The sequence below is a fragment of the Microcoleus sp. Pol7_A1 genome (assembly GCF_036701085.1).
Lineage (GTDB): Bacteria > Cyanobacteriota > Cyanobacteriia > Cyanobacteriales > Microcoleaceae > Microcoleus > Microcoleus asticus.
This window is the reverse complement of the sequence record NZ_JAUBQD010000010.1, coordinates 1-25,892: the sequence shown is the minus strand read 5'-3', so window position 1 is coordinate 25,892 and position 25,892 is coordinate 1. Positions and strand designations below refer to the sequence as shown.

The 25,892-nt window shown below is 45.7% G+C and carries 26 protein-coding genes; 8 read left to right on the top strand and 18 right to left on the bottom strand.

Going from position 1 to position 25,892, the window contains the following annotated elements; genetic code table 11:
* Positions 1-114 precede the first annotated feature (114 nt).
* The 9 genes from crn3 to QUA20_RS08490 form a co-directional block, all read right to left on the bottom strand.
* Positions 115-447: a CRISPR-associated ring nuclease Crn3/Csx3 gene (gene crn3, locus QUA20_RS08530; protein WP_172191597.1), complete on the bottom strand. Its 333-nt coding sequence runs from the start codon at positions 445-447 to the stop codon at positions 115-117.
* 43 nt (positions 448-490) lie between these two features.
* Positions 491-1,420, bottom strand: a complete 930-nt coding sequence (locus QUA20_RS08525; RefSeq protein ID WP_333187632.1) for a DUF192 domain-containing protein — start codon at positions 1,418-1,420, stop codon at positions 491-493.
* Between the two features lie 7 nt (positions 1,421-1,427).
* Positions 1,428-3,158, bottom strand: a complete 1,731-nt coding sequence (locus QUA20_RS08520; protein ID WP_333187629.1) for an NAD+ synthase — start codon at positions 3,156-3,158, stop codon at positions 1,428-1,430.
* A gap of 89 nt (positions 3,159-3,247) precedes the next feature.
* Positions 3,248-3,541, bottom strand: a complete 294-nt coding sequence (locus QUA20_RS08515; protein WP_172191591.1) for an isochorismate lyase — start codon at positions 3,539-3,541, stop codon at positions 3,248-3,250.
* A 70-nt stretch (positions 3,542-3,611) separates the two neighbouring features.
* Positions 3,612-4,361, bottom strand: coding sequence for an NrtR DNA-binding winged helix domain-containing protein (locus QUA20_RS08510; protein WP_333060254.1), 750 nt, complete (start codon positions 4,359-4,361; stop codon positions 3,612-3,614).
* Positions 4,322-4,921, bottom strand: a complete 600-nt coding sequence (locus QUA20_RS08505) for a nicotinate-nucleotide adenylyltransferase (protein WP_333187625.1) — start codon at positions 4,919-4,921, stop codon at positions 4,322-4,324. The genes QUA20_RS08510 and QUA20_RS08505 overlap by 40 nt, the downstream gene beginning before the upstream one ends.
* A gap of 76 nt (positions 4,922-4,997) precedes the next feature.
* Positions 4,998-6,422, bottom strand: a complete 1,425-nt coding sequence (locus QUA20_RS08500; RefSeq protein WP_333187622.1) for a nicotinate phosphoribosyltransferase — start codon at positions 6,420-6,422, stop codon at positions 4,998-5,000.
* Positions 6,423-7,021: 599 nt separating this feature from the next.
* Positions 7,022-7,165, bottom strand: coding sequence for a hypothetical protein (locus tag QUA20_RS08495; protein WP_333187620.1), 144 nt, complete (start codon positions 7,163-7,165; stop codon positions 7,022-7,024).
* Positions 7,166-7,277: 112 nt separating this feature from the next.
* On the bottom strand, positions 7,278-7,964 hold the full coding sequence (locus QUA20_RS08490; RefSeq protein ID WP_333187618.1) for a diacylglycerol/polyprenol kinase family protein: 687 nt from the start codon (positions 7,962-7,964) through the stop codon (positions 7,278-7,280).
* 206 nt (positions 7,965-8,170) lie between these two features.
* Between QUA20_RS08490 and QUA20_RS08485 the strand changes: the two genes are divergently transcribed.
* Both QUA20_RS08485 and QUA20_RS08480 read left to right on the top strand, forming a co-directional pair.
* Positions 8,171-8,452, top strand: coding sequence for an antibiotic biosynthesis monooxygenase (locus tag QUA20_RS08485; protein WP_333187615.1), 282 nt, complete (start codon positions 8,171-8,173; stop codon positions 8,450-8,452).
* Between the two features lie 53 nt (positions 8,453-8,505).
* Positions 8,506-9,012: a DinB family protein gene (locus QUA20_RS08480; protein ID WP_333187612.1), complete on the top strand. Its 507-nt coding sequence runs from the start codon at positions 8,506-8,508 to the stop codon at positions 9,010-9,012.
* Between the two features lie 232 nt (positions 9,013-9,244).
* On the opposite strand, the gene QUA20_RS08475 is transcribed toward QUA20_RS08480, so the two are convergent.
* The gene (locus QUA20_RS08475; protein WP_333187610.1) at positions 9,245-10,201 is read right to left on the bottom strand and encodes a glycosyltransferase; all 957 of its coding nucleotides are present in this window, start codon (positions 10,199-10,201) and stop codon (positions 9,245-9,247) included.
* Between the two features lie 228 nt (positions 10,202-10,429).
* Positions 10,430-10,900 carry a tetratricopeptide repeat protein gene (locus QUA20_RS08470; protein WP_172192967.1) on the bottom strand — a complete coding sequence of 157 codons (471 nt, stop codon included), beginning with the start codon at positions 10,898-10,900 and terminating at the stop codon, positions 10,430-10,432.
* A gap of 76 nt (positions 10,901-10,976) precedes the next feature.
* On the opposite strand from QUA20_RS08470, the gene QUA20_RS08465 reads away from it, so the two are divergent.
* Both QUA20_RS08465 and QUA20_RS08460 read left to right on the top strand, forming a co-directional pair.
* Positions 10,977-12,320 carry a glycosyltransferase family 4 protein gene (locus QUA20_RS08465; protein ID WP_333187605.1) on the top strand — a complete coding sequence of 448 codons (1,344 nt, stop codon included), beginning with the start codon at positions 10,977-10,979 and terminating at the stop codon, positions 12,318-12,320.
* 37 nt (positions 12,321-12,357) lie between these two features.
* A complete protein-coding gene (locus QUA20_RS08460) occupies positions 12,358-14,277 on the top strand; it encodes a hypothetical protein (protein WP_333187602.1) in 1,920 nt (639 codons plus the stop codon).
* A gap of 303 nt (positions 14,278-14,580) precedes the next feature.
* On the opposite strand, the gene QUA20_RS08455 is transcribed toward QUA20_RS08460, so the two are convergent.
* Together QUA20_RS08455 and upp are read right to left on the bottom strand one after the other, a co-directional pair.
* Positions 14,581-14,727: a hypothetical protein gene (locus tag QUA20_RS08455; RefSeq protein WP_172192973.1), complete on the bottom strand. Its 147-nt coding sequence runs from the start codon at positions 14,725-14,727 to the stop codon at positions 14,581-14,583.
* Positions 14,728-15,046: 319 nt separating this feature from the next.
* Complete coding sequence (upp, locus tag QUA20_RS08450) at positions 15,047-15,682, bottom strand: uracil phosphoribosyltransferase (protein ID WP_333187598.1); 636 nt, start codon at positions 15,680-15,682, stop codon at positions 15,047-15,049.
* Between the two features lie 607 nt (positions 15,683-16,289).
* Here upp and QUA20_RS08445 point away from each other — a divergent pair.
* The gene (locus QUA20_RS08445) at positions 16,290-16,862 is read left to right on the top strand and encodes a DUF4360 domain-containing protein (RefSeq protein WP_333187596.1); all 573 of its coding nucleotides are present in this window, start codon (positions 16,290-16,292) and stop codon (positions 16,860-16,862) included.
* A 62-nt stretch (positions 16,863-16,924) separates the two neighbouring features.
* Here QUA20_RS08445 and QUA20_RS08440 read toward each other — a convergent pair whose 3' ends face one another.
* The 5 genes from QUA20_RS08440 to QUA20_RS08420 form a co-directional block, all read right to left on the bottom strand.
* Positions 16,925-17,092 carry a hypothetical protein gene (locus QUA20_RS08440; RefSeq protein ID WP_333187593.1) on the bottom strand — a complete coding sequence of 56 codons (168 nt, stop codon included), beginning with the start codon at positions 17,090-17,092 and terminating at the stop codon, positions 16,925-16,927.
* Positions 17,093-17,277: 185 nt separating this feature from the next.
* The gene (locus QUA20_RS08435) at positions 17,278-18,525 is read right to left on the bottom strand and encodes a URC4/urg3 family protein (protein ID WP_333187590.1); all 1,248 of its coding nucleotides are present in this window, start codon (positions 18,523-18,525) and stop codon (positions 17,278-17,280) included.
* The gene (locus tag QUA20_RS08430) at positions 18,522-19,604 is read right to left on the bottom strand and encodes an adenylate/guanylate cyclase domain-containing protein (RefSeq protein WP_172192872.1); all 1,083 of its coding nucleotides are present in this window, start codon (positions 19,602-19,604) and stop codon (positions 18,522-18,524) included. The genes QUA20_RS08435 and QUA20_RS08430 overlap by 4 nt, the downstream gene beginning before the upstream one ends.
* An 89-nt stretch (positions 19,605-19,693) precedes the next feature.
* Positions 19,694-20,941: a GTP cyclohydrolase II gene (locus QUA20_RS08425; RefSeq protein ID WP_333187585.1), complete on the bottom strand. Its 1,248-nt coding sequence runs from the start codon at positions 20,939-20,941 to the stop codon at positions 19,694-19,696.
* Positions 20,942-21,314: 373 nt separating this feature from the next.
* Positions 21,315-22,223: a class I SAM-dependent methyltransferase gene (locus QUA20_RS08420; protein WP_333187582.1), complete on the bottom strand. Its 909-nt coding sequence runs from the start codon at positions 22,221-22,223 to the stop codon at positions 21,315-21,317.
* Positions 22,224-22,566: 343 nt separating this feature from the next.
* On the opposite strand from QUA20_RS08420, the gene QUA20_RS08415 reads away from it, so the two are divergent.
* The 3 genes from QUA20_RS08415 (at position 22,567) to QUA20_RS08405 (ending at position 25,849) form a co-directional block, all read left to right on the top strand.
* Positions 22,567-23,901: a cytosine deaminase gene (locus tag QUA20_RS08415; RefSeq protein ID WP_333187581.1), complete on the top strand. Its 1,335-nt coding sequence runs from the start codon at positions 22,567-22,569 to the stop codon at positions 23,899-23,901.
* Between the two features lie 159 nt (positions 23,902-24,060).
* The gene (queC, locus tag QUA20_RS08410; RefSeq protein ID WP_333187580.1) at positions 24,061-24,735 is read left to right on the top strand and encodes a 7-cyano-7-deazaguanine synthase QueC; all 675 of its coding nucleotides are present in this window, start codon (positions 24,061-24,063) and stop codon (positions 24,733-24,735) included.
* Between the two features lie 88 nt (positions 24,736-24,823).
* Positions 24,824-25,849, top strand: a complete 1,026-nt coding sequence (locus QUA20_RS08405) for a DUF6745 domain-containing protein (RefSeq protein ID WP_333187578.1) — start codon at positions 24,824-24,826, stop codon at positions 25,847-25,849.
* Positions 25,850-25,892: the final 43 nt, after the last annotated feature.

The following is a 25,892-nucleotide window of genomic DNA, read 5'->3' as shown; positions in this document are numbered from 1 at the left end:
AAAATTACATAGGGACAGGGCGGATTGATAAATATTGTGGATATGTGAATCAAAGATTGTTGGTAAAACCCGCCCCTACAAATATTGCGGTTAATTTACCCAACACAATCTAATTTAATCACTCGGTAAACTCAATTTTAATACCTGTCCAACTGATACCTCGTGCTTGTGCGTCGCTACTACCACCGCACCTTCTAATCGCGGATCGTAACATCCAACCCAAGCTGCAGGATGGCATTCGTGCACTAAATACCCGTACAGCCAAATAGCTCCTCTACCTTCAATGACAATTCCTTGGCTGAATTGAACATTTTGAGGAAGTTTCAAACCTTGTAAATCATCGGGTGTGATAATACCGTCTTGAGTTGTAATCCGCAAGCGCAAATGTTGGTAAGCTAAACCGTCTTGAGTTTGATTGGGGATTATTTTTAATTCAATAGGGTTCATTGGATGCAAAAAAGTTAAATGCTGCGATAAAATCATATACCTTTTAGGGCAAATTGGGAATCCGATCGCCCACTTTCAATCCCAATTGAGCCGCCCTTCCGCCTTTGAGTTCAATAACTCCGTCAACGGGAACATCCGGGCCGTAGTTGGGGCAGGTTTCGCTCAAACACGGCGGTACGTTAGGAATTATCGCCTGCACTACGCCTTCCCGCAGAAAAACCATATCGAGTTCAATCAACACGTTTTTCATCCAAAAACGCACGTTTCGCGCGGGTTCGATCGGGAAAAACATTCCCCTGTCATCGGGTAATTCTGTCCGGAACATTAAACCTGTCGCTTGTTCTTGGGGAGTTTGCGCCACTTCCAGTCCGATCGCGCGATCGGCTACGATCGTGTTAACAGAAATTGGCAAAAGCTGACCCCTATCTATTCCGCCAAACAGCGATATAAAGTTTGATTCCGTCAGATTAGAATTTCCCGAAACAACTCCTAAATAATTACCAGAGTTTTTATCTTTCATAACAGTTTGGTTGTCGAAAACAGAAAGATCCAAATCGCTAAACTTCATGCCTTCTGTCAAGACAATTTTATCATTGCCGTTGCCAAAATCTGTAATTATATCAGCTTCTGTAATAGTAGATGCGACGGCGGTTCTTTCAATCACAAATAAATCATCGCCCGCGCCTCCTGTCAAGATATCCCCGCTTTCGCCGCCTGTTAGCAAATCGTTACCCCGATCGCCAAACATCCAATCGGAGTCTTGTCCTCCATAGATTGTATCGCTTCCCTGACCGCCAGACAGTGTATCAGCGCCTTCATTTCCTGCTAGCAAGTCATTTTCCCGATCGCCAAAAATTCGGTCGTTTCCCCCCAAACCTTGAACAGTATCATTACCCGCAAATCCTCTAATCGTGTCGTTGCTGAGAGTTCCCAGGAGAAAATCGAAGCCGAAAGTACCGTCGATGTTAACCATTTTGCGTTTAATAAGAGGAAACTTTGGCGATCGGCATCCGCCAACCGGTACCAAAAGCTCGATCGCTAATTTTCAAACCCGGGGCTGCTTGTCGCCGTTTAAACTCCGCTTGCCTCACTAATTTTACTACAGGTTTAACCACCGCTTCATCGTGTCCTGCAGCGATAATTTGTTGGGCAGATTCGTGATGTTCAATCAACCGCTGCAAGATGTCATCTAAAACATCGTAAGCAGGCAAAGAATCTTGGTCAATTTGTCCTGGTTTCAATTCAGCACTAGGCGCTTTACTAATAATATTAACCGGAATAATTTCTTTTCCCAACTCTGCATGATTTTTGAGCTTCTCACTCCCATAATTCAGCCACCGACAAAGCGAATAAACGCGGGTTTTCGGGACATCAGAAATCACCGCCAATCCCCCATTCATATCGCCGTAGAGAGTGCAGTAACCCACCGCCATTTCCGACTTATTACCAGTCGAAAGCAGCAAATGTCCGAACTTATTAGAAATTGCCATCAACAGATTGCCTCGAATCCGCGATTGAATATTTTCCTCAGCAATCCCGAAAGGTGTGTTGACAAACAAATTGGCGAGAGTGCGATCGTAAGTTTTCATCAAATCGCCGATCGGCAATAGTTCGATCGCAACGCCCAGATTTCGGGCTAATTCCAAAGCATCATTAATCGAATGATCCGAACTGTAAGGAGAAGGCATCAGCACCCCTAGAACGTTTTCGGGCCCGATCGCGCAACTGGCGATCGCCGCCACCAAAGCCGAATCTATCCCGCCGCTCAAACCGAGTACAACCTTAGAAAAACCGCACTTGCGAACATAATCTCGCACTCCCAAAACCAAAGCAGCCCAAATTTCTGCATCTCCTTCTGCCGGATGAAAACTCAAATCAGTTGTGGAACGGGCATCTTGCCCGTTCCCGCCGCTGCGAAATAAATCTTGTTTAGCTGCGTCATATTCCAGCACCGCAAAATCAGTTTCAAAAGAAGCTAATACCTGAATCAAATCACCCTTGCGATTCACAGAAAAACTGCTGCCGTCAAAAATAATGTCGTCATTTCCCCCTATTTGATTAGCGTAAATAATCGGTATCCCGCAGCGGATGACGCTGTGCTGCAACATCGCCGATCGCACTCTCCGCTTCCCGGCACAATAAGGCGATGCCGACAAATTCACTACTAAATCTACGCCCAATTTTGCCAAATCGGAAACAGGATCGCCCGCATAACTGCGTTTACCCCAAAACTCCTCATTGTTCCACAAATCTTCACAAATTGTCACGCCGATTTTGAGTTCGCCAATAGAAAAGTAATTGCTGTTTTCTCCCGGTTCAAAATATCTATCTTCATCAAATACATCATAAGTAGGCAACAAGCGTTTATGAAAAACTTTTTTAACAGCACCATTTTGCAATAAAACAGCGCTGTTAAACAATGATTTGCCCCCGAGTTGAACAGCATTAGCATTAGGTACGGCAGTGCCGACTATGACTGCCAAATCCGGCGGCAAAGCTTGCGCCAGTTGCTGCAACTGTGCGCCTGCGGCTGCAATGAAACTCGGATCGATCAACAAATCGCGCGGCGGATAACCGATCAGGGAAAGTTCCGGTGTTAGCAATAAGTTTGCGCCCTCAACCTCCGCTTTTTTGGCAGCCTCTAGAATTAGGTTGGAGTTGCCAAAGATATCACCAATAGTAGGGTTGAGTTGTGCGATCGCAATTTTCATATTACCTGCATCACTACCATAAATATTGCTAACAGTCCGCCCGCGCGGACTCGATTTCCTATAGTCCTAGATTTGAATATAGGGAAACTTTACTCAGATTTGTAATGTTTCAATTCTTCCTCAATATAATAATTTACCAAATCCCGGTAAATATTTTCAACCACATCAGGATTCAAACCCGATTCTAAAGCCCACTCGCGCCGCTGCTGTAACATAGCATGAAAGCGATCGGGCGCTCTAACGCCAGCTTCACTTGTTTTGAACCTTGCTGCCGCGACGACGTATTTAAATCTCTTGCTCAAAGCGTCGATCACTTCTCGATCGATGATATCAATTTCCTCCCGAACTTCGTTAATATTAGCGCATTCATCAGGGTCTTTCATCGCCGACACTCCTTAATAGCTTCTATTCTAATGTTACTCAATTGATCCCCGAATGTCATCCAAGGAACAGCTAAATAAACACCAGCGGCTTATTTTTGAAAGGAGCAAAAGCTGCCGCATCAAAGCGGTACAAACTAGCAGGGCGGCCAGCCCCCCGCGAAACCTTAACACCGGTATCGCACAAAAAACCCAATTTTAACAATCGAGATCTAAAATTAGAATAATCAGAAAAACTTTCTCCCAAAATAGTTGTATACAATTGATACAAATCGCTCAAAGTAAAAAGCTCCGGCAAAACTTCAAAAGCTACCGGACTGTATTCAAGTTTATTCCGCAGTCGTCGGTATCCGTATTCGAGAATTTGATTGTGATCGAAAGCCAGCTTAGGAACTTGTTGCACGGGATACCAAGCAATGCCGCCGACGCGGTGGCCGACACCCGCCACTACACTCCCAGCAATTAACTCAGCTTCCTCAAAGCGAACCAAAGCAAAATAACTCACCGAAAGATAGCGATCGCCCCTGGTAATTTCCCGAGGATCGCGCCCCGGTTCTCCGAAAGTATACAATTGCTCCAGATACAGATTTTTCACCCGAATTTTCTCAGACAAAATCCGGTAAGCCGCATTTTCAAGAGACTCTCCGTCCCGCACCAAAGTACCGGGAAGACTCCAAGAATCAATAAACGGTTCGTCTTGCCGCATTACCAACAGCACCAACAAGCGGTTCTGCACGGCATCGACGGAAAAAATCACATTATCTACTCCTACTTTAAAGTCAGCTAATGAGCAACCTTCGCCCTTTTTTGTGCCTCGTGCCATGCGTACAAATGCTCCCTATTTATGTAATCTTCGATGGTAGGAGTCAGAGCTTCCCTGTCTCCTGTTTCCCGATAGGAGGTAGAAGAAACATTGGGAGCACTCAAAGATGCGATCGCCACCTCTGCACCCATCCGCCTCAACTGCCACAAATCTAATTGTTCTGACGGATAACCCGGTCGCGGTACTATCAGCAACTCCACTTGTTTTAACAATTCTTCAAATTTGTACCAGCGAGACAGTTGCCCCACCAAATCCGAACCTATTACCAGCGTCAAATCTGCATCCGGCCACAGGAATCTTGCTTGTTCCACAGTTTCTAGCGTCCTCGGACTGCTGAGTTCTGGATGCAAGCAAAGATTGTGTCTCGGCGAATTAATTTCTTGAATCATTAATAGTAGCATTGCCGAGCGGTGTTCTAGAGAAGTTTGGTGCGACTTAAAAGGATTGTCCGACGCCCAAACTGCTACCCAATCAAAATTTTGGGAAAGCCAATTTAGGATAGTTTTATGTCCCGCTGTAGGCGGATCGGCACTGGTTCCAAAAAGAGCAATCTTCTGCATAGGGAATCGGTAATGGGGAATTGTTGACTGTTGACTGTTGACTGTTGACTGCTGACTACTGACTTCAATCTAAAATCTAAAATCTAAAATCTAAAATCGATTGACTCTTTTTCGTTTTTTGAGTGAGACTCTGCAAATCTGTAGAAATTTCCACCGGCGGCGAAATCGGGTTGTCAAGTTGCCGAGTTTCGGATCGAAGACTGGCGACAGAAGCAGCAGTTCGTTTGGCGATATCCTCCAAACTTTCCTGGTTCTGCACTCGTTTCCCATCCTTGACAACCAACTCCATTAATGGTAGGTGAGAATCGCAATTGTGAATAAATTCCCCGGACAATCCCAAACAATCTCCGAGAATTTGCCCATTTTCAATATGTCTAAAAATTTGCTTTCTTCCTGGATATGTTACCTTGCCGCTTGCTTCTTTCATCACCGGAATTCCGTCAATTTCCACCAACTTATAAACACCGTTCACAGGCGAACCGCTGACCAACTTGGTTCCCAAACCGTAACCGTCAATGCAAGCGCCGCTACTTTTTAATTTAGCAATTTCTCGATCGTCCAAATCGCCGCTAGCAAAAATTGGAACGCCCGGAAGGATCGATCGCACTTCCCGAGACAGCACCGCCAAATCGCCCGAATCGAGCCGCACGCCTTCCAACTGCATTTCACCGCTATTTACTCGATCGGCCAACATCTGCGCCGCCGCCACAGTATTATAAGTATCGATCAGCAGCGGTGCCCCCGGAAAACAGCGGTGAAAAGCTGCAAACGCCTCCTCTTCGCTACCTTCGAGAGCCGCCACAGCCATTACCAAAGCATGAGCCATAGTACCTACAGGTTTGCGGCCCAACTTCAAAGCAGCCAAAACATTAGAAGTTCCGTCGAACCCAGCAGCCAGAGCCGCCCTAGCCGCCCACACAGCAGCTTGAGGCCCAAAAGCCCTGCGCGTCCCGAATTCCAGCAACTTAGCATCCGGGCCCGCGACATCCCGCAGCCGCGCAGCCCGAGTCGCAATCAAAGTTTGATAATTTATCGCATTCAACAAATAAGTTTCCACCAACTGAGCCTGCCACAGAGGAGCCTCAATGCGCAGCAGCGGCTCGTTGGCAAACACCGCCGTCCCCTCCGGCACCGCCCAAACATCGCCAGTAAAGCGGGCTGTGGCGAGTAGAGTCCAAAATCGCTCCGGCGCACCTGCAAAAATCCCAGTGGACTGCAAAGCCTCTATTTGCGCCGGAGAAAACCGAAATTTCTCCAGATAGTCGATAACTTGAGCCAAGCCCATGGCGATCGCGTAGCCAAAACCCTCTGGCAGCCTGCGCGCGAACAACTCAAAACTCGCAGCCCGCCCGTCGAGCCCTTCCCCAACGTAACAAGCCGCCATCGTTAGCTGGTAGAGATCGGTTAAAAGGCTGTAATCTGCTGAGGAAACCGTCAGTTCTCGATCTTCTTGGATTTCTTCAAAATTTTTGAGGTGCAGGCTCTCAGTGGTAGTTTTCATAAGAAAAACCCCGAACAAATTTCTTTGTTTTAATTATAGTGACTAACACCATATCTTTTTGTAAATTTTTGATAAAGATGGCAGATATTTCTCTGAAGAATTCCTTGACTACGGCGCTGATTAGCATATTTTAAGTTTTTGAGGCATGAATATTATGGTAGAATTCATAAAAATACCTAATTTAACCAACTCAGGAATTAACCGCAAACACTCAAGCGTTCCAGGTTTTTTACGAAAATATCTGGTTGCAGCCTTGAACCGAGTTAGAAAACCCGGTTTCTGAGCGTCGGGAGTGCGATCGCCACTGCATGAGTTGAGCAAAGAAAAATCTACCAGCAAAAGGTCGATCGCCCACAAATGCGTAATTCCTAAAACCTTCAGTTTGCTTCTATGTTGCAGACTAATAAGTAATTCAAATAAATATTGCTAAAGTAGTTCAAAGGCAAAAAATCAGAGTAATCTAAAAGTATCCCAAGCCACAGAAGAGAGGCGGATTTTATGAATCTTTATAAATCTGTTGTAAACGCAATGCGTTACGTTTCGGAAGGAGCCTCGCGGATATTTAGACGGAGCGATGACGATTATCCCAACAGTGGCGTTCAGCCTTTTGAAGGTACGCCATCTAAAGGCTCTAAACGGGAAAGATGAGCAGCCGATCGGGGAGTTTCTAGCGATGCAGGCAAAGGCATTCTGTTGAAGCGAGAAAAGCCGATCGCCTCAAATAACTTTAACAAGAATGTCAATTTATGCAATCGCTTTTAAATTTCTTCAATTTGCCCCAGCTAAACAAAGTTTAGCTGGGGTTTTGCAACTAAGTGAGCAACAGCTAAAAATGCCCCATTTCCAATGCCCAATTTACAAAAACTGATTTAGGAAAAAGGCGCTCGCAGCACTGCCGATCGGCACGCTCAAATTGTCAATTCCCCACTTAGAAACAGACTCTAAACTAGCAGCAACCAAAGCCACAACAGCCGACACCGCCCAAGTTTGCCAAACTGCGCCTTGAACCGCGAGCAAAATTAAACTGCTAACAGCAAAACTCACCAAATACATAGTTGCAGAACCTTCCCAACTCTTCTGCATTCCCCAAACTCGATAAATATGTTTGCCGTATTTCTGGCCGATGACAGCAGCCAATCCGTCGCCCCAAGTCATCACTAAAATGCCCAAAGCAGCGTATTCCTGACGTTCCAGCGGCCAAAACCAAGCTACGAGAACGCTGATACTAACAGCATAGAAAAAAGTCCCCATACTCTTCCGGTTGATACTGTTAAGACTGGGCAAAATCGGAACTTGGTAGGAAATTAGGGCGATCGCACCTGCTAAAATTCCCGCCGAAATCCCCACCCAACCGGGTATTTCCAGCCACCACGCCAGCAAAATCACGTTCCCAGTACCGATGTGAACCACCTTCCGCGATACCTCAGCATCCACAGAAGTAAAGCGATTTAAGCCCTCAGCTACCAGTAAAATCAAGCCCAGCCAGACTCCCACGAGGGAAATTTGCAGCCACACAGTCGGAACTTCAGCAAATATAGACACGATATTTAGGAAAAACTTATTTACATCAGGCACTGTTTACTACTTTAGTGGAAAGCGCGATCGCTCTGTTCGGTGTTGGCAGGATTTTCTACCGTCACTACGGTATAATTTACTCGCTCTCCTGTGCTCGGCTTTGGAGATAAAGTGAGTTAGTCTAATCAAATTAGTCGTTTGAAGTTTTGAGAGGCTCAAAGAAGCTGATTACTATGCAGTATGTCTTAATTATTCATGAAGTAGAAAACTATGAAGCTTGGAAACAGGTATTCGATCATGCTGAAAGCATCCGAAAAGAAGCTGGCGAGCGCTCCTATCAAGTCTTGAAGTATGACAATGAACCCAACAAAATTGTTCATTTCTCCGCGTGGACATCAATCGCAGATGCTAGGGCGTTTTTTGAGTCGCCTAGACTGGTTAAAATTAGAGAAGAAGCGGGAGTTAAAGCTCCTGAGTTTATTTATCTAGACCAATTAGAGTCAGGAGTATTGTGAAAGACCTATTTGTATAATGTAAGTTGTTCAAACTATGTGGTTAAGTTTTGAGTATGTACGAGTGTAGCTACTACCAGCTAATGGCTGAGTACAATTGCTGGATGAACCAAAATATATATTCTGTCTGCTCGGCAATTCCTGATGAACAGCGCAAACAGGATATGGGTGCCTTTTTCAAGTCTATTCATGGCACTTTGAATCACTTACTGTATGGTGACAAAGCATGGATGGGTCGTTTCACGCTTCACCCATTTTCGGTAGCCGTTATCGGTCAAGAACTGTATGCTGATTTTGATGTTTTGAGAGCGGAACGGGAGACAATGGATCGGCAAATTATAGAATGGTCTACAAACCTTAATTCTGACTGGCTGAGTCAACCGTTTGAGTACACAAGCAATGTAGATGGTAAATGCCGCGTGCTACCAACTTGGATTCTGGTGACACATATGTTCAATCATCAAACTCACCATAGAGGACAAATTACTACACTGCTCAAACAACTTGGCTACGACCCAGGCGCTACAGATATTCCGTGGCTACCCGCTATATCAATCGGATAATTTCTGCTCGCAAAACGACACGCCAGAAGACTGGGCGGTTAAAACCTCGTCTACATTTGCCTCTCGTCCCAGCAGAGGGAGACTGAAGAAAATCAAGAATTCAAACTTGTTTCGGTGGATTTGGTCTGTATAAACGTGATTTTAACCGCCGACTCTTCAACTCTTGCCTTGCGGGTTTTCTGTGTATAGATGCGGTTTCAACCGCCGGGTATTCTGTCGAAATCCTACACTTTCACAACTCCCGTTTCATCAACTCCCGCACAAACTCAAAAGCCCTTGGACGCAACTCGACGGGCAGCAGCGACAATCCCAAACCCGCCCACATTTTCGCCTCAGAAACAGACTTTCCAGCTCGCACCATCGATCGCCCTTTTGCAGTTTCACCAACCTCAATCAGCCGCAAACCCAGCGCTAATTGAGTTTCTGCAATCCTTTTGAGCCTGACTGTTTCCAACTTCTGGGACTCAAACTCGTAGCCGATCAAATAGCGCAATTTATCACTCAAATACGGAATTGCCCGATCGACTCCTTGCTGTCCTGCATGAACTCGATACTCCATCAACAGCTCAGGCAAGTAATAGCACTTTTTGCCCGCAATCGCAAGTCTCACAAACAAATCGTTATCTTCGCAATTTTGCAAATTCGGCCGCAGAAATCCCACTTCTTCCAGCGCGCCGCGACGAAACAAAGTTGCCCCTATTTGCAAACTTTGTCTCACAAAAACTGTGGAGAGCAAATCTTCAATAATTCCAGCCGACAACTCAGTGCGGCCCCACCGCTGCGAATTGAGTTTCGTCTGATTTTCATCAATATAATTGTTAATGTCGATCACCCAGTGATCGGTACTGACAAAATCGATGCTGGGGTCTTTATCTAAAATAGCAGATGTGCGCTCTAGAAATTGCGCGCTCAGGCGATCGTCATCGTCAAACTTGATAAAATATTCGCCCCTTGCCGCCGCAAAGCCCGATCGCATATTATTACTCTTGCCGATATTCTGCGGGTGTCGAATGTAGCGAATCCCGCGATCGACAAATTCCGACATTAACAGCGGAGTGCTGTCAGTTGAGCCGTCATCGCAGACAATTAATTCAAAATCTGTATAAGTTTGAGCTAGCACGCTGGCGATCGCACAAGCCAGCAGATGCACTCGATTGCAAGTAGGAATGCAAACGCTAATTTTCGGCACTAACTTAGACCATTTTAGATTTTAGATTTTAGATTTTAGATTGCGGACAAATGAAGACAATCATTGATTTTATTGTATTTTTAATATCTCCTAGATAACTAAAGCCTTCTCTCCTAGATAACTAAAGCCTTCTCTCCTAGATAACTAAAGCCTTCTCTCCTAGATAACTAAAGCCTTCTTCCTTCTTCCTTCTTCCTTCTTCCTTCTTCCTTCACTCCACAGTTGATTTTAACTCAAACGAGCTGTACATTCGAGAATTAACTTTTGATTCACCAAAGCAAAGGGTTGAATTTCCAAAGCGCGGCGAAAAGCTTGAATAGCATTTATGTATTCTCCCAAGGCAGCGTAGCACAAACCCAGACCGTGCAGCGCTCCAAAATGAACCGGGTTCAGTTTGAGGACGGTTTCGCAGTCCTGGATCGACTTTATATAATTTCCTTGGGTATAGTGAAGTACGGCGCGCCGGTTCCAAGCTTCAGCAAAATCAGGCGCTTCGGAGATCAGTTGTGTCAGCAAATCCAAAGCTTGGGGAACATCGCCTGCATCTATCGAAAGTTGCGATCGCCTGAGAATTTGCATCCCATACTCACCCTTCTGGTTAAACCAAGTGCGCCAGAGTTCTGTAGTTGCCCGATCGCGCACGCTTTCGTCGGGCTTTTTCAAGTCTTCGAGCAGCGCCTTGACAGATAATTCGTCCATAGGTGCGAGGATTGTTAAAACGGTTTTATCAATCAATTTTATCGCGCAAGCGGCAACTTTATTTATCCCACATCCCATGAAGATTTTGATGCTTTCCTCGACTTTTCCCTATCCGCCAAGCCGCGGAGGAACTCAGGTAAGGACGTTTAATTTATTGCAATACTTGAGCCAGCGGCATGATGTAATTCTCGGCACTGTGCGATCGCCCGATGTCACCGACTCACAAATCGACACATTGCGCCAGCAAGTTGCAGAATTGGCAGTTTTTCCCAACCCGCGATTACCCCCCCAACCCCCCCTTGTCAAAGGGGGGCTAACTCTGCACCAGGGGCTTGAGGAGGGCTTCTTTCCTCCCCCCCTTAATAAGGGGGGGACTGAGGGGGGGTTCTCTGAAATAATAGGAAAATTCCACAGATTCAGTAGATTTTTGCAGTCGGGAACACCTCCCAACGTACTCTCAAGCTACTCGCAAGCAATGCAGAATTGGGCAGACGAATTGGTAACAGCAGGCAAATGCGATGCTGTCACCTGCGAACACAGCGTTAACGAGATTTACGTGCGTCCAGAATGGCGGCAAAAAGTGCTGACAGTGGCAAACATTCACAGTTCCGTTTGGGGAACTTGCAGGGAAATGTTAGCAACCGGCACCTCCGAAAAACCTCTGCGCGATCGACTGAATTTACCGCTACTCGCCCGCTACGAAAAACGCTACTGTTCCAAATTTTCCCGCATTGTCGCGACAACATCCACAGACAGAGAGCAACTCCTAGAATTGCTTTCGCCTCCGGTTCAGGTGCGAGGAAAACAAGATTTTTTTGTACCTCCCATTGATGTAATTCCTAACGGCGTGGATTTAACTCAATTTCCGTACCGGTCGATCGATCCGGGAGGACACACCTTAATTTTTGCAGGCGCAATGAACAATTTGCCCAATATTGACGCGGCGAGGTTTCTGAGTTTGCAAATACTGCCGCCTTTGCAGCAGCGCTATCCCGATGCTACCCTCACCTTAGTAGGGGCTTCGCCAGTCCCGGAAGTGCTCGCCTTGGGGAAACTTCCGGGAATTCAAGTAGTAGGTCGGGTGCAAAGGGTGGCAGAATATTTGCATCAGGTTGCTGTTTGTGTGGTGCCGATGCGGATTGGTTTTGGAATTAAAAATAAAACTTTGGAGGCGATGGCGGCGGGAACCCCCGTGGTTGCTAGCGATCGAGGTTTGGAGGGTTTAGCCGTCGATGGCGGTCCACAACTGATAAGGGCCTTGCGGGCCAACAAAGTTCAGGAGTATGTTGAGGCGATTACGAGTTTGTTTGAAAATCAGCAGCTAAGACAGGATCTCTCTGCCAGTGCGCGATCGCTGGTTGAAAGCCACTACACCTGGGATATCATAGGTCGGCAGTACGATCGGCTATTGCAATTTTAAACTCTAAATTCTAAAATCTAAATTCTAAAATGGGACGATGGAACACAAAATTAACCCCTCAAAAAATCGAGCCTTACCCCCAGAAAATCGCAAAGTTGCTCCTGCTCCGACAAGACGCCGCCGCCAAACCCGGCGTCCCAAAAATCTTCAAGAGTCCCAGATTCCAATACCTACTCCCCGAACTCGCGCCAGATATCCCTGGAAAAGACTGGTAACTAATTTGACAGCCCTCAGCGTCTTGTGTGGCTGTGCAGCTTTGATGGGAGGCGGCGCTTGGTTGAGTTATCAGCTAATTGTCGATCCCAACGGTAACAAGTTGATCTCTCAGTTTGTGCCGGAATGGTCGCGTCTGCCTACAGGTAGCAGAGATTCCATCCAAACTCTCGATCAAATCAAAGCCAGCGTCCGCAAATTGGGATTCGTAACCGGAGAACCCCTCCCGCTTCCCGTCGCTCAATCCGGCGATAACTATATTTCCGATTTGCTATTGCCGGTGATGGTAGAAAGAACTGTTAAGGCTTCTACTGTTTGCAAAAATCCTTGCCGTCAAATTGTCGAACTTCGGGTGTACAAGCGGGTGCAGTTTGCCGATCGCAGTTCCGATAAAGAGCAGTATTTTCAGCTAGCAAGTTCTGTGAATGTAGAAGGCCCTGCGGAATCTTTTGTCATTGCTTCTTTAGCTGACTCTACATCTGACAATCAAGCCTCCAATCAGTCGTTACCCCTAACAGAACTGCGCCGCTTTGACGGAAAGCCCCCCGCCTCGGGCATTTGGTTTAATGTCAGCGGTAAACTAATGCGGGGCGACAAGAAAATTCCCTACGGACAAGTCGTTCGCTACAACCCCAGCCAAAATCATTTAATCTCGCTGTTGGATTGGGCGAGTGCGGCCGGACAACCGCCGAATTGGCAGCAAATTGTTAAGGGTTCAAACCCGCAGTTGGCGATCGACCAAACAGTTGGTTTAGAGCCGCAATTTACCCTTTATCAAATTGGCCCGCGCAAATTTTTGCCGAACCCTGTTCAGTTAACGGCGATTTCTTTAGAAGAGTTTGCCTTCAATGACGAAACTTACAAAAATGGGCTGCGGCTGGCGAAAAGCGGGCTGTGGTCTCCAGCATTAAATGTCATGCGTGTGGCGAAGGGGAAAGCCGGCAAAAATTGGCCCGCTGTCGCGCAAGCTCAGCTAGAAACGATCGAATTTCACGCTAAAATTACTCGGGCTCAGGCGATCGCATCTTGGGCCAGTCCCGGTCAACAAGTTCTCGCAGAATTGATCGACGGCCGTTGGAGCGAAGCTTTGCAAGTATTTGAAGCCGATCCGAGCAACAGTCACGAAATTGCCACAACCCTCAAAAATGACGGCGGGCGGATCTGGAACCGCATAGACGCCGCCTTGAGAGTGAATGCCGCTGACGCCGATGTCAAGGCTTGGGGCGCGCTCATTGTAGCGTCTCAAGACGGAACTCGCGAGGCGATGAATTGGCTCGACCAGCAATCAGATACTGACAGCGAAACAAGAAGTCGAATTCGGAATTTGGTCAACAAACTTGAGGAAGCAGTTTCTCAGGCTGAAAATCTAGAAGACCACAAAAGTCAAATTATGGGTTCTGCCACTTTAATTAGCAGTGTCAATCCCGCTGAGTGGCTGGAACCAGAACCGAACAACGAGTTAAAATTGGCGGGAGAACAAGTTTGGTATCAGGTGCAAGTAGCGAGTTTTTACGACGGTAGCCGTTGGGTTAATTCGCCCTTTTCAGATGTAGAAGTGCGCTCTTTTCCTGCTACTCAAGTCAAGTGGCTCTGGGGGCGGCTGGGCTTGCAGGCTGACCCCAAAATTAAGATTGAGGTAGCGATGGCTAACGGTCAACAAAGAGTTGCTGTGGGAACGGTGAAAGCAGTGCAGATTCAAGACGGAAGTCTGCGCTTGCTGGCGGCGGTTGACAAGCGATCGTGATCTGGCAGAAAGCATTCGGCAGAGAAAACAGCCCCGAACCCACTCTCGACACCAAGAAACCGGGTTTTTTTACCGTTTCTGCCGATTGCAACAGAAGTATTTTCGTAAAAAAACCCGGTTTCCTGCCACCCATGCGTCCAAAACTAGAAAGAAGGAAAATGCTTTCTTCTCCGCCTCCCGCAACTCCGAAAGAGGCGCAATCTCAAAACTCTTCCCCTCCCCGTTATCGCTCTCGGACAACAATGCAGACAAAAATTTTGTTAATTTAATTAACACAACTTGCGCAAAAAAACCCCAGAGATGTCAAATCGCGCCCTTTTTAGAGAGTGCTGCAATCATCTGCCGTTTCACGGCTTTAGCCCAAAGCTCAAACTCCAAACTGTTGATATTGTTAATTTTCACTTCCTCAACAGGCTGAGGTTGGGCTTTTTTCTGTGCTGTAGTCTCCATTCTTTTTTCCTCGTCCAAAAATTGTTAATAGTCGATCGCAAACGATGAGCATCATATATCTATTTTATGAACAAATTCCTGCGATTAATTACACTAAAGGCAGAGAATTACACCATAAAATGCAGTAAATACATTGAGATAATGCAATTTCCGAATTTAATGTTAAAAAATCCTACAACCCTTGCTATATATAGGCTTTTCCTGACATTAAAATCTTACAATTTACATTGCCTGACACTATCAAAGCAATAGTTATGTTAGTAAACTTATTTTTCAATGGATGTATTGACATATACAGCAGATAATAATTTGAGTGAATTCACATAGTGCCGTAAAGCCGATCGCCCGCATCTCCGAGTCCCGGTACAATATAGCCGTGCTCGTCCAAACGCTCGTCAACAGCAGCCGTATAAATCTGCACGTCAGGGTGCTGTTCGTGAAAGTGCTTAAGTCCCTCCGGTGCCGCCAGCAAGCACAAAAATTTAATAGACTTCGGATTAACTTCTTTCAGCCTATCCACTGCCGCGACTGCTGAATTACCAGTAGCCAGCATCGGATCGACAATTAAAACATCTCGCTGTTCGATATCCTGTGGAACTTTGAAATAATATTCGATCGCCATCCGAGTTGTCGGATCGCGGTACAAACCAATATGTCCTACCCTCGCGGACGGAATCAGTTCTAAAATACTATCTAACAATCCCTGACCGGCGCGCATAATCGAAATAATGACCATGTTCTTTTCCGCAGCCAGCATCGGTGCATTCATTTTGGCGATCGGCGTTTCTATTTGTTCGTATTTTAGCGGCAAATCTCGCGTCACTTCATAAGCTAGCAGCATCCCAATCTCTTTCAGCAATTGGCGAAATTTCGCCGTGCTCGTTTGAGTTTGCCGCATGAGAGTTAACTTGTGCTGTATCAAAGGATGGTCGATGACAGTAACTTTAGCACTCATTTTTTTGAACAATGAATTTGCTTTATTCTAACTTATCAGTCATCGAGCCCTTCTTGACGCAAAAAAGACCGGTTTATAGCCGCCCCTGCGTCCAAAACTACTTATATCAAACCCGTATAGAAAACACGAATACCGAGGGAATAAAATTCGCTTCTACACTTATCTTTTTTCCGCGCAGCGCGACACTAAGTATGCGAGGTTTGAAAATAAACAAATATCTCATTCTCTGGTTTCCTCTCCTTCCGGCCCTCTTCCTGGGAACGCATATCCGGCTTCAAAAGCCTGCCGACTGGTCTCGCTCGCTGTCTCGCGCTTCGTTCAAGCCTGTTAACAAAGATCCGGAGTTTCCCACGGAAATCTTCCGGAACTTTTAGGAGCAGACATGAATCTTATAAAGTATCAGCAGAAAACCTATTTTTTCGATTAACTCACTAATCAAAAAAAACCTGAAGAGGAACTGCACATGAGGTAATAAGCTTGGCTTGACTGGCTTTTCATCTTTTCACATGAAGGCGTCTATATCCAAGTTAAAGAAGCTTATCTAAATTTAGCTTCAATTTTTTAGGGTGCTCCTAACACACAACTTAACTTATTAAGGAGAACATCCATGAAGTTTGTAAAACTATTGCTAGCTACGGCATTAATGACTGCTTCTATCAGCCCCGCCTTTGCTAATCCGGCAGTTCAAATTTTAGGTGCAAGCTACGGCGGTAGCGGTTGCCCAGATCGCTCCGCCAGCGTCAGCGTCAGCCCCGACGGTCAAGAACTCACCATCCTATTTGACAAGTTTGCAGCCCTGGGAAATGTCTCAACAGAAAGCCGGAAAAGCTGCAATTTGAGCATTCCCATCAAAGTACCCCAAGGCTACCAAATTTCTATCTACGATGCTGATTACCGCGGCTACGTTGCTCCTAAAACCACAGGCAACCTGCGAGCAGAATACTTTTTCGCTGGAGCCCGCGGCCCAGTTTTTAATCGGAATTTGAGCGGCGAAACTAACTACAATGTTCGAGATAGCTTAGCTACTGTAGCTAATGTTTGGTCTAGCTGCGGCGACAGTGTAAATATGCGAGTAAATGCTGCGATGACCGCCCGCGGTGCCGGTATGGCAACCGTTGACTCCTTCGATTTGGCTCATCGCGGTTTAGTTTATCACGTCAAATATCGCACTTGCCGCTAAGCAGCTTGTGGGGAGTGTAGTGTGAGGAATAGTTTTCAGGTTTGAATTTTGAATTTTGAGTTTTAAGTTGGAAGAGGGGACAATTTTCCCTCTTCCTTCTTCCTTTTTCCCTCTTCCCTCTTCCCTCTTCCTTCTTCCTGACATCCGTTACATCTGATATCTTGCACCATTGTCAGCAACAGGCAAGATGCCTGTTCCACAAGAAAATTTATATTTTGTGGAACAGGCATCTTGCCTGTTCATAAAAGGCTAATTGAGAATGGTGCAACATATGAGTTACATCCGTTACATCCGTTATAAAATCCGTTGCCGAACTTCCCTCTTCCTTCTTCCCTCTTCCCTTTTCCCTCTTCCTAACATTCGTTACATCCGTTACATCCGTTATAGAATCCGTTGCCGAACTTCTTTTTTCCCTCTAAAACACAGTGCCGTCACTTTCAATCTGAATTGGGGGCACTCCACCAGCCCTCAATTCGGCCGCAATTTTCCGCCCCGCCGCCCAAGTTCCTCCTTGCAAAATCTTCACCAGCGGCAATTGATCCGCACTCAAATGCAGCTTTTCTCGAATAGCTGCGGCCATTTTATCTAAAAGATTGACAGTGAGCGATCGCCATTCTACTATAACTTCCGAACCCGGCAAGTAACTCTGCTCAAAAATAGCCGAATTTTTTGCCTGCAGCAGTCCGATATCCAAACACAAACCGCCGTTTCGGTACTCCGGCAATCCCGTTAACTCATCCAACCGCGTCACTTCTAAACCGATTTCATGCAGCGGTTCCAACAGCGAATAAGTCAACCACTGCGATAGTTTGTGAAACGGCACGAATTCATCTCCCAGAGTTTCTCCTGTTAAGGCTCGATGCTGCCAAACATCACCTAAATTAACGCCACCAATTGCATATCTTCCCGGCCAAATTTCCCCAAAACCTGTCAAAACAGCGCTCAATACATCAGCAGCATTCACTGTTTTGGATACTGAAACCCGACTGTCGAGCAAGTATTTTGCCAAATTGCCGGGACGCGGGTTTTCGCTGCCAAATAATAATGGATGCTGGCAAATCGCTTTTCCCAAACGCTGCAATAATTCTAATCTGCCTGTTAAACCAACTAGCGGATTGTCTCGACTTACCTGAAATCCAGCAGCTAAGCTTTCTAGTTTTAACTGAGAAAGTCCCAAATAATCAGCTTGCCAAGGAAAATCGGGATTGCTGGAAAAAACACCTTGACAAAACATCCGCAAGCTGGCTATTGCTAACCCTTCAGAACGGCGGTAAATCTGTCCGGTTTCAGGTTCGCAATACTGCCATTCTGCACCAGCACCGGCATCGAGCAAAACGCTGATAATTGCTAAATCAAATTTGATCTTAGCTTGGTCTATGAGTGCAAATTGTGCTAAAGCTGCATCCAATTCTGCGTGTCGCGGCAGGTTGCCGGCTTCAAAATGCCGCCAGCGACTGTGAAAGGGAATGTTAAAATCGGGATACTGTTCCCGCGTTGTCTCAATTACATAATTTGCTGCTTTGTCGAGTTGGGATAAATCGACGCGGAAGTAGCGGAGTTTGTCCAGGCGGGCTAAATCAAAAAGCCGATCGCACTTTTGGCGAATAGCAGCCGGCGTTCTCAAATATTCTACAGTCTCAAGTTCAATATTGTGCAACTTCATGCAACCAAACACCGATAAACATCGTTTTCTTGAAAAAAGTCAAACTGACTGTAATCTAAAAGATTATCTAAAATCGCATTTTTATCGATTTTGATCAGCTTATATTCCCACTTCGACCCGCTGACTTCGCGTTTTATTTGATCGGAAACTATGACTGAATTTCTTTCTCTACCCGGAGTTACTATTTTACTTAAATCTTCCAGCCTGTCGGCTATGTTAATATCTTTTCCGTAAGTGCAAGACCTAAATATATATAAATTCCCCTTAGCAACTCCCACCGACAAGCCGCAAGGTATTTGATTGGCCTGAATAAAAAGTTTCCAATTCTCGCACAAACTTTCCATTGCCGCTAAGGCTGAGTGAGATTCTGGGAAAGTCAACAAATGCGAATCCCCAACAATACTCCGAATTGTACCGCCGTATTCTTCGCAAATTGTTTTTTCAAAAGTATCAAAGTTGGTGAGCAAATATTCAACGTCTTTGATAGAATTAGATTCTTGATAACCAATAAAACCTCTCAAATCTGCTTTAATTATTGCTTGATTTTTTATGATTCGCGTTTTGTAACTTTGGTCAACTTTGTAGACTTTTTCAGGTTCGCTCATCCCTTTCAAAGAAAACTCGTTGACAAAAGACGTTTGCACTTCTGCTTTGTTGAGCGCCAGCCATGCTGCTTGGGACAAATATATTTCATCTGGCGGAGTTACTGATTCTATGCGCGCTGTTAAATTCACCGTATCGCCAAAGATATCTTTATCTTGATGCAAGACATCTCCTAATGTAATCGACACGCGGATAGCCAATCGTTCGTCGTTCGCCTTGCTAGATTGCTGCGCTCTCAATTCTTGCTGCATTTCTATGGCTGCTACAGCCGCTGCTGTGACGCTGGGAAAAATTATCCAAAATGAATCACCTTCCCCTTTGATCACGCTGCCTTCATTTCTGGTGCTAATATCTGAAACAAAATTTTTATGCTCATTTAACAAACTACTTAAGTCCGACTGAGATAATTTTTTGACTCTGACGGTATATCCGCAAATATCTGTTTTTACGATCACAGTAGAACGCAAATTAGCCATAACCTACCCTGACTGATCAAAAACCAGCAATAAATTTTATTTAGCAAAGACGCAATTGTTCGCGCCCGATCGATCGCGTCTTTGCCCTCTCAATCTCCTAAATCGCGTCCGATCGCTTCTGCAAGAATTGTAGCATCTGTCACAGGGTCTGGCGTGTAGTAGCCGGCGGCTTTTTTGGCGACGATTTCGACTTGTGCGTCTGCGGGAATCCAATCTTCAGGAATGGGGATGCGATCGACCACCTGAATTCCAGAATTGATAATCGCATTGTATTTCATGTCGCTCATAGAAACTAAACTGTCAATGCGAGAGATCCCCAACCAGTGCAGCACGTCTGGCATTAGTTCTTGAAACCGCATATCTTGAACTCCCGCCACGCATTCAGTGCGCGTAAAATAGGCATCAGCGCGATCGCCGCCTTGCTGCCGTTTTCTGGCATTGTACACCAAAAACTTAGTCACTTCCCCCAAAGCTCTCCCTTCCTTGCGGAAGTAAACTATTACCCCAGAACCGCCGGATTGTGCCGTTTGGATACAAATTTCAATCCCGTGTACCAAATAAGGGCGGCAAGTGCAGATATCCGAACTGAAAACATCTGAACCGTTGCATTCATCGTGTACCCTTACCGCCAACTGCTTGTCGGAGTCAGAAATATTCGCGACATCGCCAATGATATAAACCGTAGTTCCGCCAATTGGCGGCAAGAAAACGTGCAAGTCCGGCCGCGTCACTAAGTCCGAGAACATTCCGCCTGTTTGCTCGAACAAGACACGGCGAAGAACGCTTTCTTGGGCACCGATCCGCCTAGCAATTCCCGGCAAATACCATACCGGGTCGATCGCAATTTTAGTTACTGCTAAATTGCCGCCTGGTTTGACTATTTTGCCATCTATTTGCACCCGCCCCTTAGCAATAGCATCTTGCAACTCCGGCATATTAATGTGAGCTTTAGTGACAGCAATTGTCGGTCGAATATCGTATCCCTGCTGTAAAAAAGAAGTATAAATTTCGCTGACCAAACCTCCAAACGGATCGAGAGAAACAATCAAATTGCGATCGCCCCAACTCGGGTGTGGCCCGATGTGTGCCGCCGGAGATGTGTTGGTAAAATCGGGGCGGTGATCGGCTGGGAGTGCGCCGGTGGCAACTGCTAGCGCTCGATAAACAGAGTAGGAACCCGAATGAGTGCCGATCGCATTTCGGTGAGACGATTTGCTGAGGCTACCAATAACAGGCCCCCGTTTCACGGGATCGATTTCTCCCCAGTAAATGGGATGAGGTTTTGTGCCGGATTTGTCGGGATGAGATGTTAAAACTATATGCTTCGGTTTTGACACAGTTTTTTTTGCTCTTGCTATGGATGCTGCTGTTGGTTGTAAGCCGAATCGCAATCTGAAACAGTGATTCATCATACCAACACTACACACCTCCCTGGTTGAAACAATCGCGCTACACACACAACCCTTTCTCGGCGTAGGTTTGAGGATAACAGGAGGTTTTCGTCGGATTAGATATAAGTCCAGAGTTCAATCTTTTCCAGTATAGCCAACACCAAAGACAGCACAACTGCCAAACGCCAATGTTAAATTTTTAACAGATACGAAAAAAAAGATTTGAGATTCTGAGCCGCAGATGTGCAGTCAATCTCAAATCTCAAATCTCAAATTTCAAATCTCAAATCTCAAGTCGAATATTTTTGCTCAAAAAGCCTTAATCCAGACTTTGAGGGTGACAGAATTCCATTAAAATTGCCTCGCCTTCGTCGCGCGAGTCCAATTCCTGCGCGGCCCGCTTGAGATAGTTTTCCGACAGCAAGAGGCTGGAAATTTTGTGCGGTATAAACCAGCGATGGCGCCACCGCAAACAAAGCGAAAAACCCACGGCTGCTGGGAAAGAATAAGTGGACTGTCGCCGAATTTCCAAACCAGCAACTTCTCCAGCTTTACTCAGAGTTTTGGGAGTGAATTGTATGATGTTGCGGGGAAAATAAGTGCTGTGCCACCGCCAGCCGAGCTGCCGCGCCGATTCGCAATCAGCATTCGGTACAGCCACCCAAATATAACCGTTTGGTGCCAGCAACTGCCTCATGCAGTCGAGTGTTTGCGTAGGCGAAGGTGTTGCCATCAAAACATGAGAACAGGTGATAACATCAAACTTTTCGTCCGTACCATGTTGTGCGATATATTCTTCCAAAGTGCCTGTAAAAACATCGAGTCCGCTATCGCGGGCCGCCGCCGTAGCCGATACCCCAGGATCGACGCCTTTAACTTCAACTCCCAGCTTTTTAAAGACTTGCAGAAAAGAGCCTCCGCCGCATCCTACATCCAACAACCGCTTGCCAACAGGGACAGGAATGTGCCGGTATTCGCCCCGCCGCTTTGCTTCTTGAACTACTTGTTCCTCATCCTCAACGTGAGTGTTGTAGCACAGATAATCTGGCGGATAATATGGAATCAATTCCTCCCATGTAGGTTGGGGATTGAGAAATCCTAGCCCGCAATCTTCACAGCCGAAAAGCGACCATTTCAGCGGTTCTTTAGGAGCATCGGAAGTGCCAGCTTTGTTACGAAAACGGATATTTTTTGAATTACAAACAGGGCAATTTGTCAGTTGTTGCATGGTTCAATTTCAGAAATTGTACAGTTTCTAACAGTTTCTAATGGCAGTCAATAACCACAATTTATTACCATTAGTTGGGCTGGTAGAGTGCACGCCTGGAAGCAGATCGAAAACTAGGTTTATTTGCAAATTAGTAGTTGTAGATGCCCGGTTTGTAGATGTTCGGTTTGTTGGCGCTCGACCCCCCGATCGATCGGCGCTGTACAATTTTATGTCTAAATGGTTAGACTGAGAAGGTAGCATTTGTTACCTAGAATACAACCGACGCTCAACAGACAATGATTTTCGGTAGCATTTTTGCGGTAGCGCTAAATTCTTAGGAACATACTAACTCACAAAATTAATGTTGCCAAGTACATCTAATTATTTGCTTAAAAATGGTCGCGTACCCGCGTCTCTTCTAGAGATGAAATCGAGCACCCAGTCAGCTTCTACTGTCGCAATAACGGGCAGTGAGAACAATTTTTGTTTGGTGGATATAGAAATTGCAGGGGGTACGATCGCTCAAATTATTCCATCAGGTACAGAACATTTATTCCCAATTGCAGATATCCCAATTTTTGATTTGTGCAACGGCTTAGTTTGGCCTTGTTTTGTGGATATGCACACCCATTTAGACAAAGGCCACATTTGGGAACGATCGCCCAATCCCGATGGAACTTTTGCCAGCGCGATCGAAGCAGTGCACGCTGATGCTCAAAACAACTGGAATGCAGACGATGTTTATCGGCGGATGGAGTTCGGACTAAAGTGCAGCTACGCCCACGGAACCAACGCTATCCGAACTCACATCGACAGCGCAGGGGAACAGGGAACCGTTAGTTTAGAAGTAGTTGAAGCGCTGCAAGCCGAATGGGGCGATCGGCTGATCTTGCAAGCAGTTTCCCTGGTTTCTCTCGACTATTTCCTGACACCAGCCGGCGAAAAATTAGCCGATCGCATTGCTGAAATTGGCGGCATTCTCGGCGGCGTCGCCTATATCAACCCCAACTTAGACAAACAACTCGATCGAGTTTTTGCCTTAGCCAAAGAACGAAATTTAAACCTCGACTTCCACACCGACGAAAACGGCGATCCAGAATCAACAACACTGCAACAAGTAGCAAAAACCGCCCTCCGCCATCAATTTTCCGGTCAAATCATCTGCGGGCACTGCTGTAGTTTAGCCGTACAACCGCAAGATTTAGTAACAGAAACCCTTGCTTTAGTCAAGGCAGCAAATATTGGCATTGTCAGCTTGCCGATGTGCAACCTTTACCTGCAAGACAGACAATCTCAGCGTACACCGCGCTGGCGGGGAGTCACGTTGCTGCACGAACTCAAAGCAGCAGGAATTCCAGTTGCAGTTGCTAGCGACAATTGTCGCGATCCGTTTTACGGATTTGGCGATCACGACGTTTTGGAAGTCTTCAATATGGCAGTTCGGATCGCTCATTTAGATATGCCTTATGGAGACTGGCCCTGTGCAGTGACAAAGACTCCAGCAGATTTGATGGGATTGCCTAATTTAGGACGAATTGCAGTTGGTTTAGCCGCTGATTTGATTTTGTTTAAGGCGCGGAATTTCAGCGAATTGTTATCTAGAGTGCAGGGCGATCGCACAGTTTTGCGGCAGGGCATTAAAATTGATACAACTTTGCCCGATTACCGCGAACTCGATGATTTATTAGCAATTTAAATCTGACATCCTGCACCAATCTCAAGAACTGGTCCGAGAGACAGTTCTTGAGATTGGTATAATATGTAGGTTTCAAAAAGCATTTCAGCATTGCTATCTTGTCAATTGACAAGATATTTGATATAAATGTAAATGCTAATTTAATGGAGGTGATTTTAAGTGAAAGCAGTTATTTTATTGTCGGGAGGGCTGGATTCCTCAACTGTTTTGTATCAAGCCAAGGCCGACGGCTGCGAGTGTTACGCGATTTCGTTTGACTACAAGCAAAGACATCGGCGGGAGTTGGAATCAGCAAGGGCGATCGCACTTTCGGCCGGGGTTAAGGCACATCAGATCGTAAACTTTGACTTGACGCTTTGGGGAGGTTCGGCTTTGACTGATAATCAAATCGAATTGCCGATCGATCGCACTCTGGGAGAAATGTCTCAAAACATCCCCAGTACCTACGTTCCAGCTAGAAACACGATTTTTCTCAGTTTTGCCCTCGCCTACGCCGAAACTCTAGAAGCCGCTCGTATTTACATCGGTGTAAACGCTTTAGATTATTCCGGCTATCCCGACTGTCGCCTCGATTACATCGAAGCCATGCAGGAAGTATTTCGGTTAGGAACAAAGCAGGGCAGAGAAGGAAATGCTATTAATATTGTAACACCTTTAATCGAACTTAAAAAAACAGAAATTATTCAATTAGGCAACAAATTAGGAGTGCCTTGGGAGCAAACTTGGTCTTGCTATGCAGGCGGCGAAAATGCCTGCGGCGTTTGCGATTCTTGTCGGCTGCGGCTGGCGGCTTTTGAGGAATTGGGATTAAAAGATCCCGTGGCTTACGCTTAAACATTACTTACGCACGGGCGGTCAAAAACCGGGTTTTTTTGCGAGAATACATTACAGATGGCAGAAGCGACAAAAAACCCGGTTTCTTATGAATGCAATCGATCGGCTCACTCAAGAACAAGAGGTTTTGATTCCGGTATATCGGGAGAAATGGAGAGCGATCGCACTTTCTACCGAACCAATCGATCGGCAAAAAGCCACAGAAGCGGTAACAGCAGCCTACGCATTGTTAGGTAAAAAACCACCTCTCATTCTTTTTTCTGATAGTCCTTATGCGTCGTTTCACCCTACTTTTAGCCAAATGGAAAGTTTGTTTTGGAACGACCCGTGGCACGACCATTGGAACGATCCGTGGTGCAAACCGAAGGGGCAACTGGATTCGCAACTGGGCAGACAACTTACCACGCTGCTAGGGAAGCATCACCTGAAAAGTCAATTGGTTAGAACATTGGATCGTCAATTGCTAAATCCAGAGATACAGGAATTAACAATGCAACTGATGCGTCAATTAGAAAGTCAACTAGCATATCAGCATACTACCTATTCTCCATTAAAAAGCTTAGCTTATTTAGGCACTTTGTTTGACTTTTATATTTCGGTTTTAAATTGCCCTTACAATAAAAAAAAATGGTCTATATATCAGTCTTTAGCCAAGTATTGCGGCTGGATAGTTCCGTTTAAAAGGGTTTGCTTTATCTGCGATCGTCCTACAGTTCTTTCCTTCGACAATCAACAACGACTGCACGCTTTAGGTTCTCCCGCTGTTCTGTTTAAAGATGGCTTCAAAGTGTATGCAGTTAATGGAGTGAGAGTGCCGGAGTTCTACGGAAAACTGCATCCTTCTCAATGGCGTGCAGATTGGCTTTTATCTGAGAAAAATGCCGAAGTAAAACGAGTTTTAATTCAAGGGATTGGTTACGAGAGAATTTGTCAAGAGTTGCAAGCAACTGAATTAGACTCTTGGCAAGAATACACGTTACTCAAAATTGATATAGTCGAGATTTTTGAGAGTGAATGGGGTTATGAAGAGGAAAAGCATATGCACTTATTGAAAATGACTTGTCCCAGCACCAGATACATTAGACATCTCCAAAATAGTAACATTATGTGGTAAAAGAACATAAGAAACATTTTTTACACAGAAACATGAGCGACAT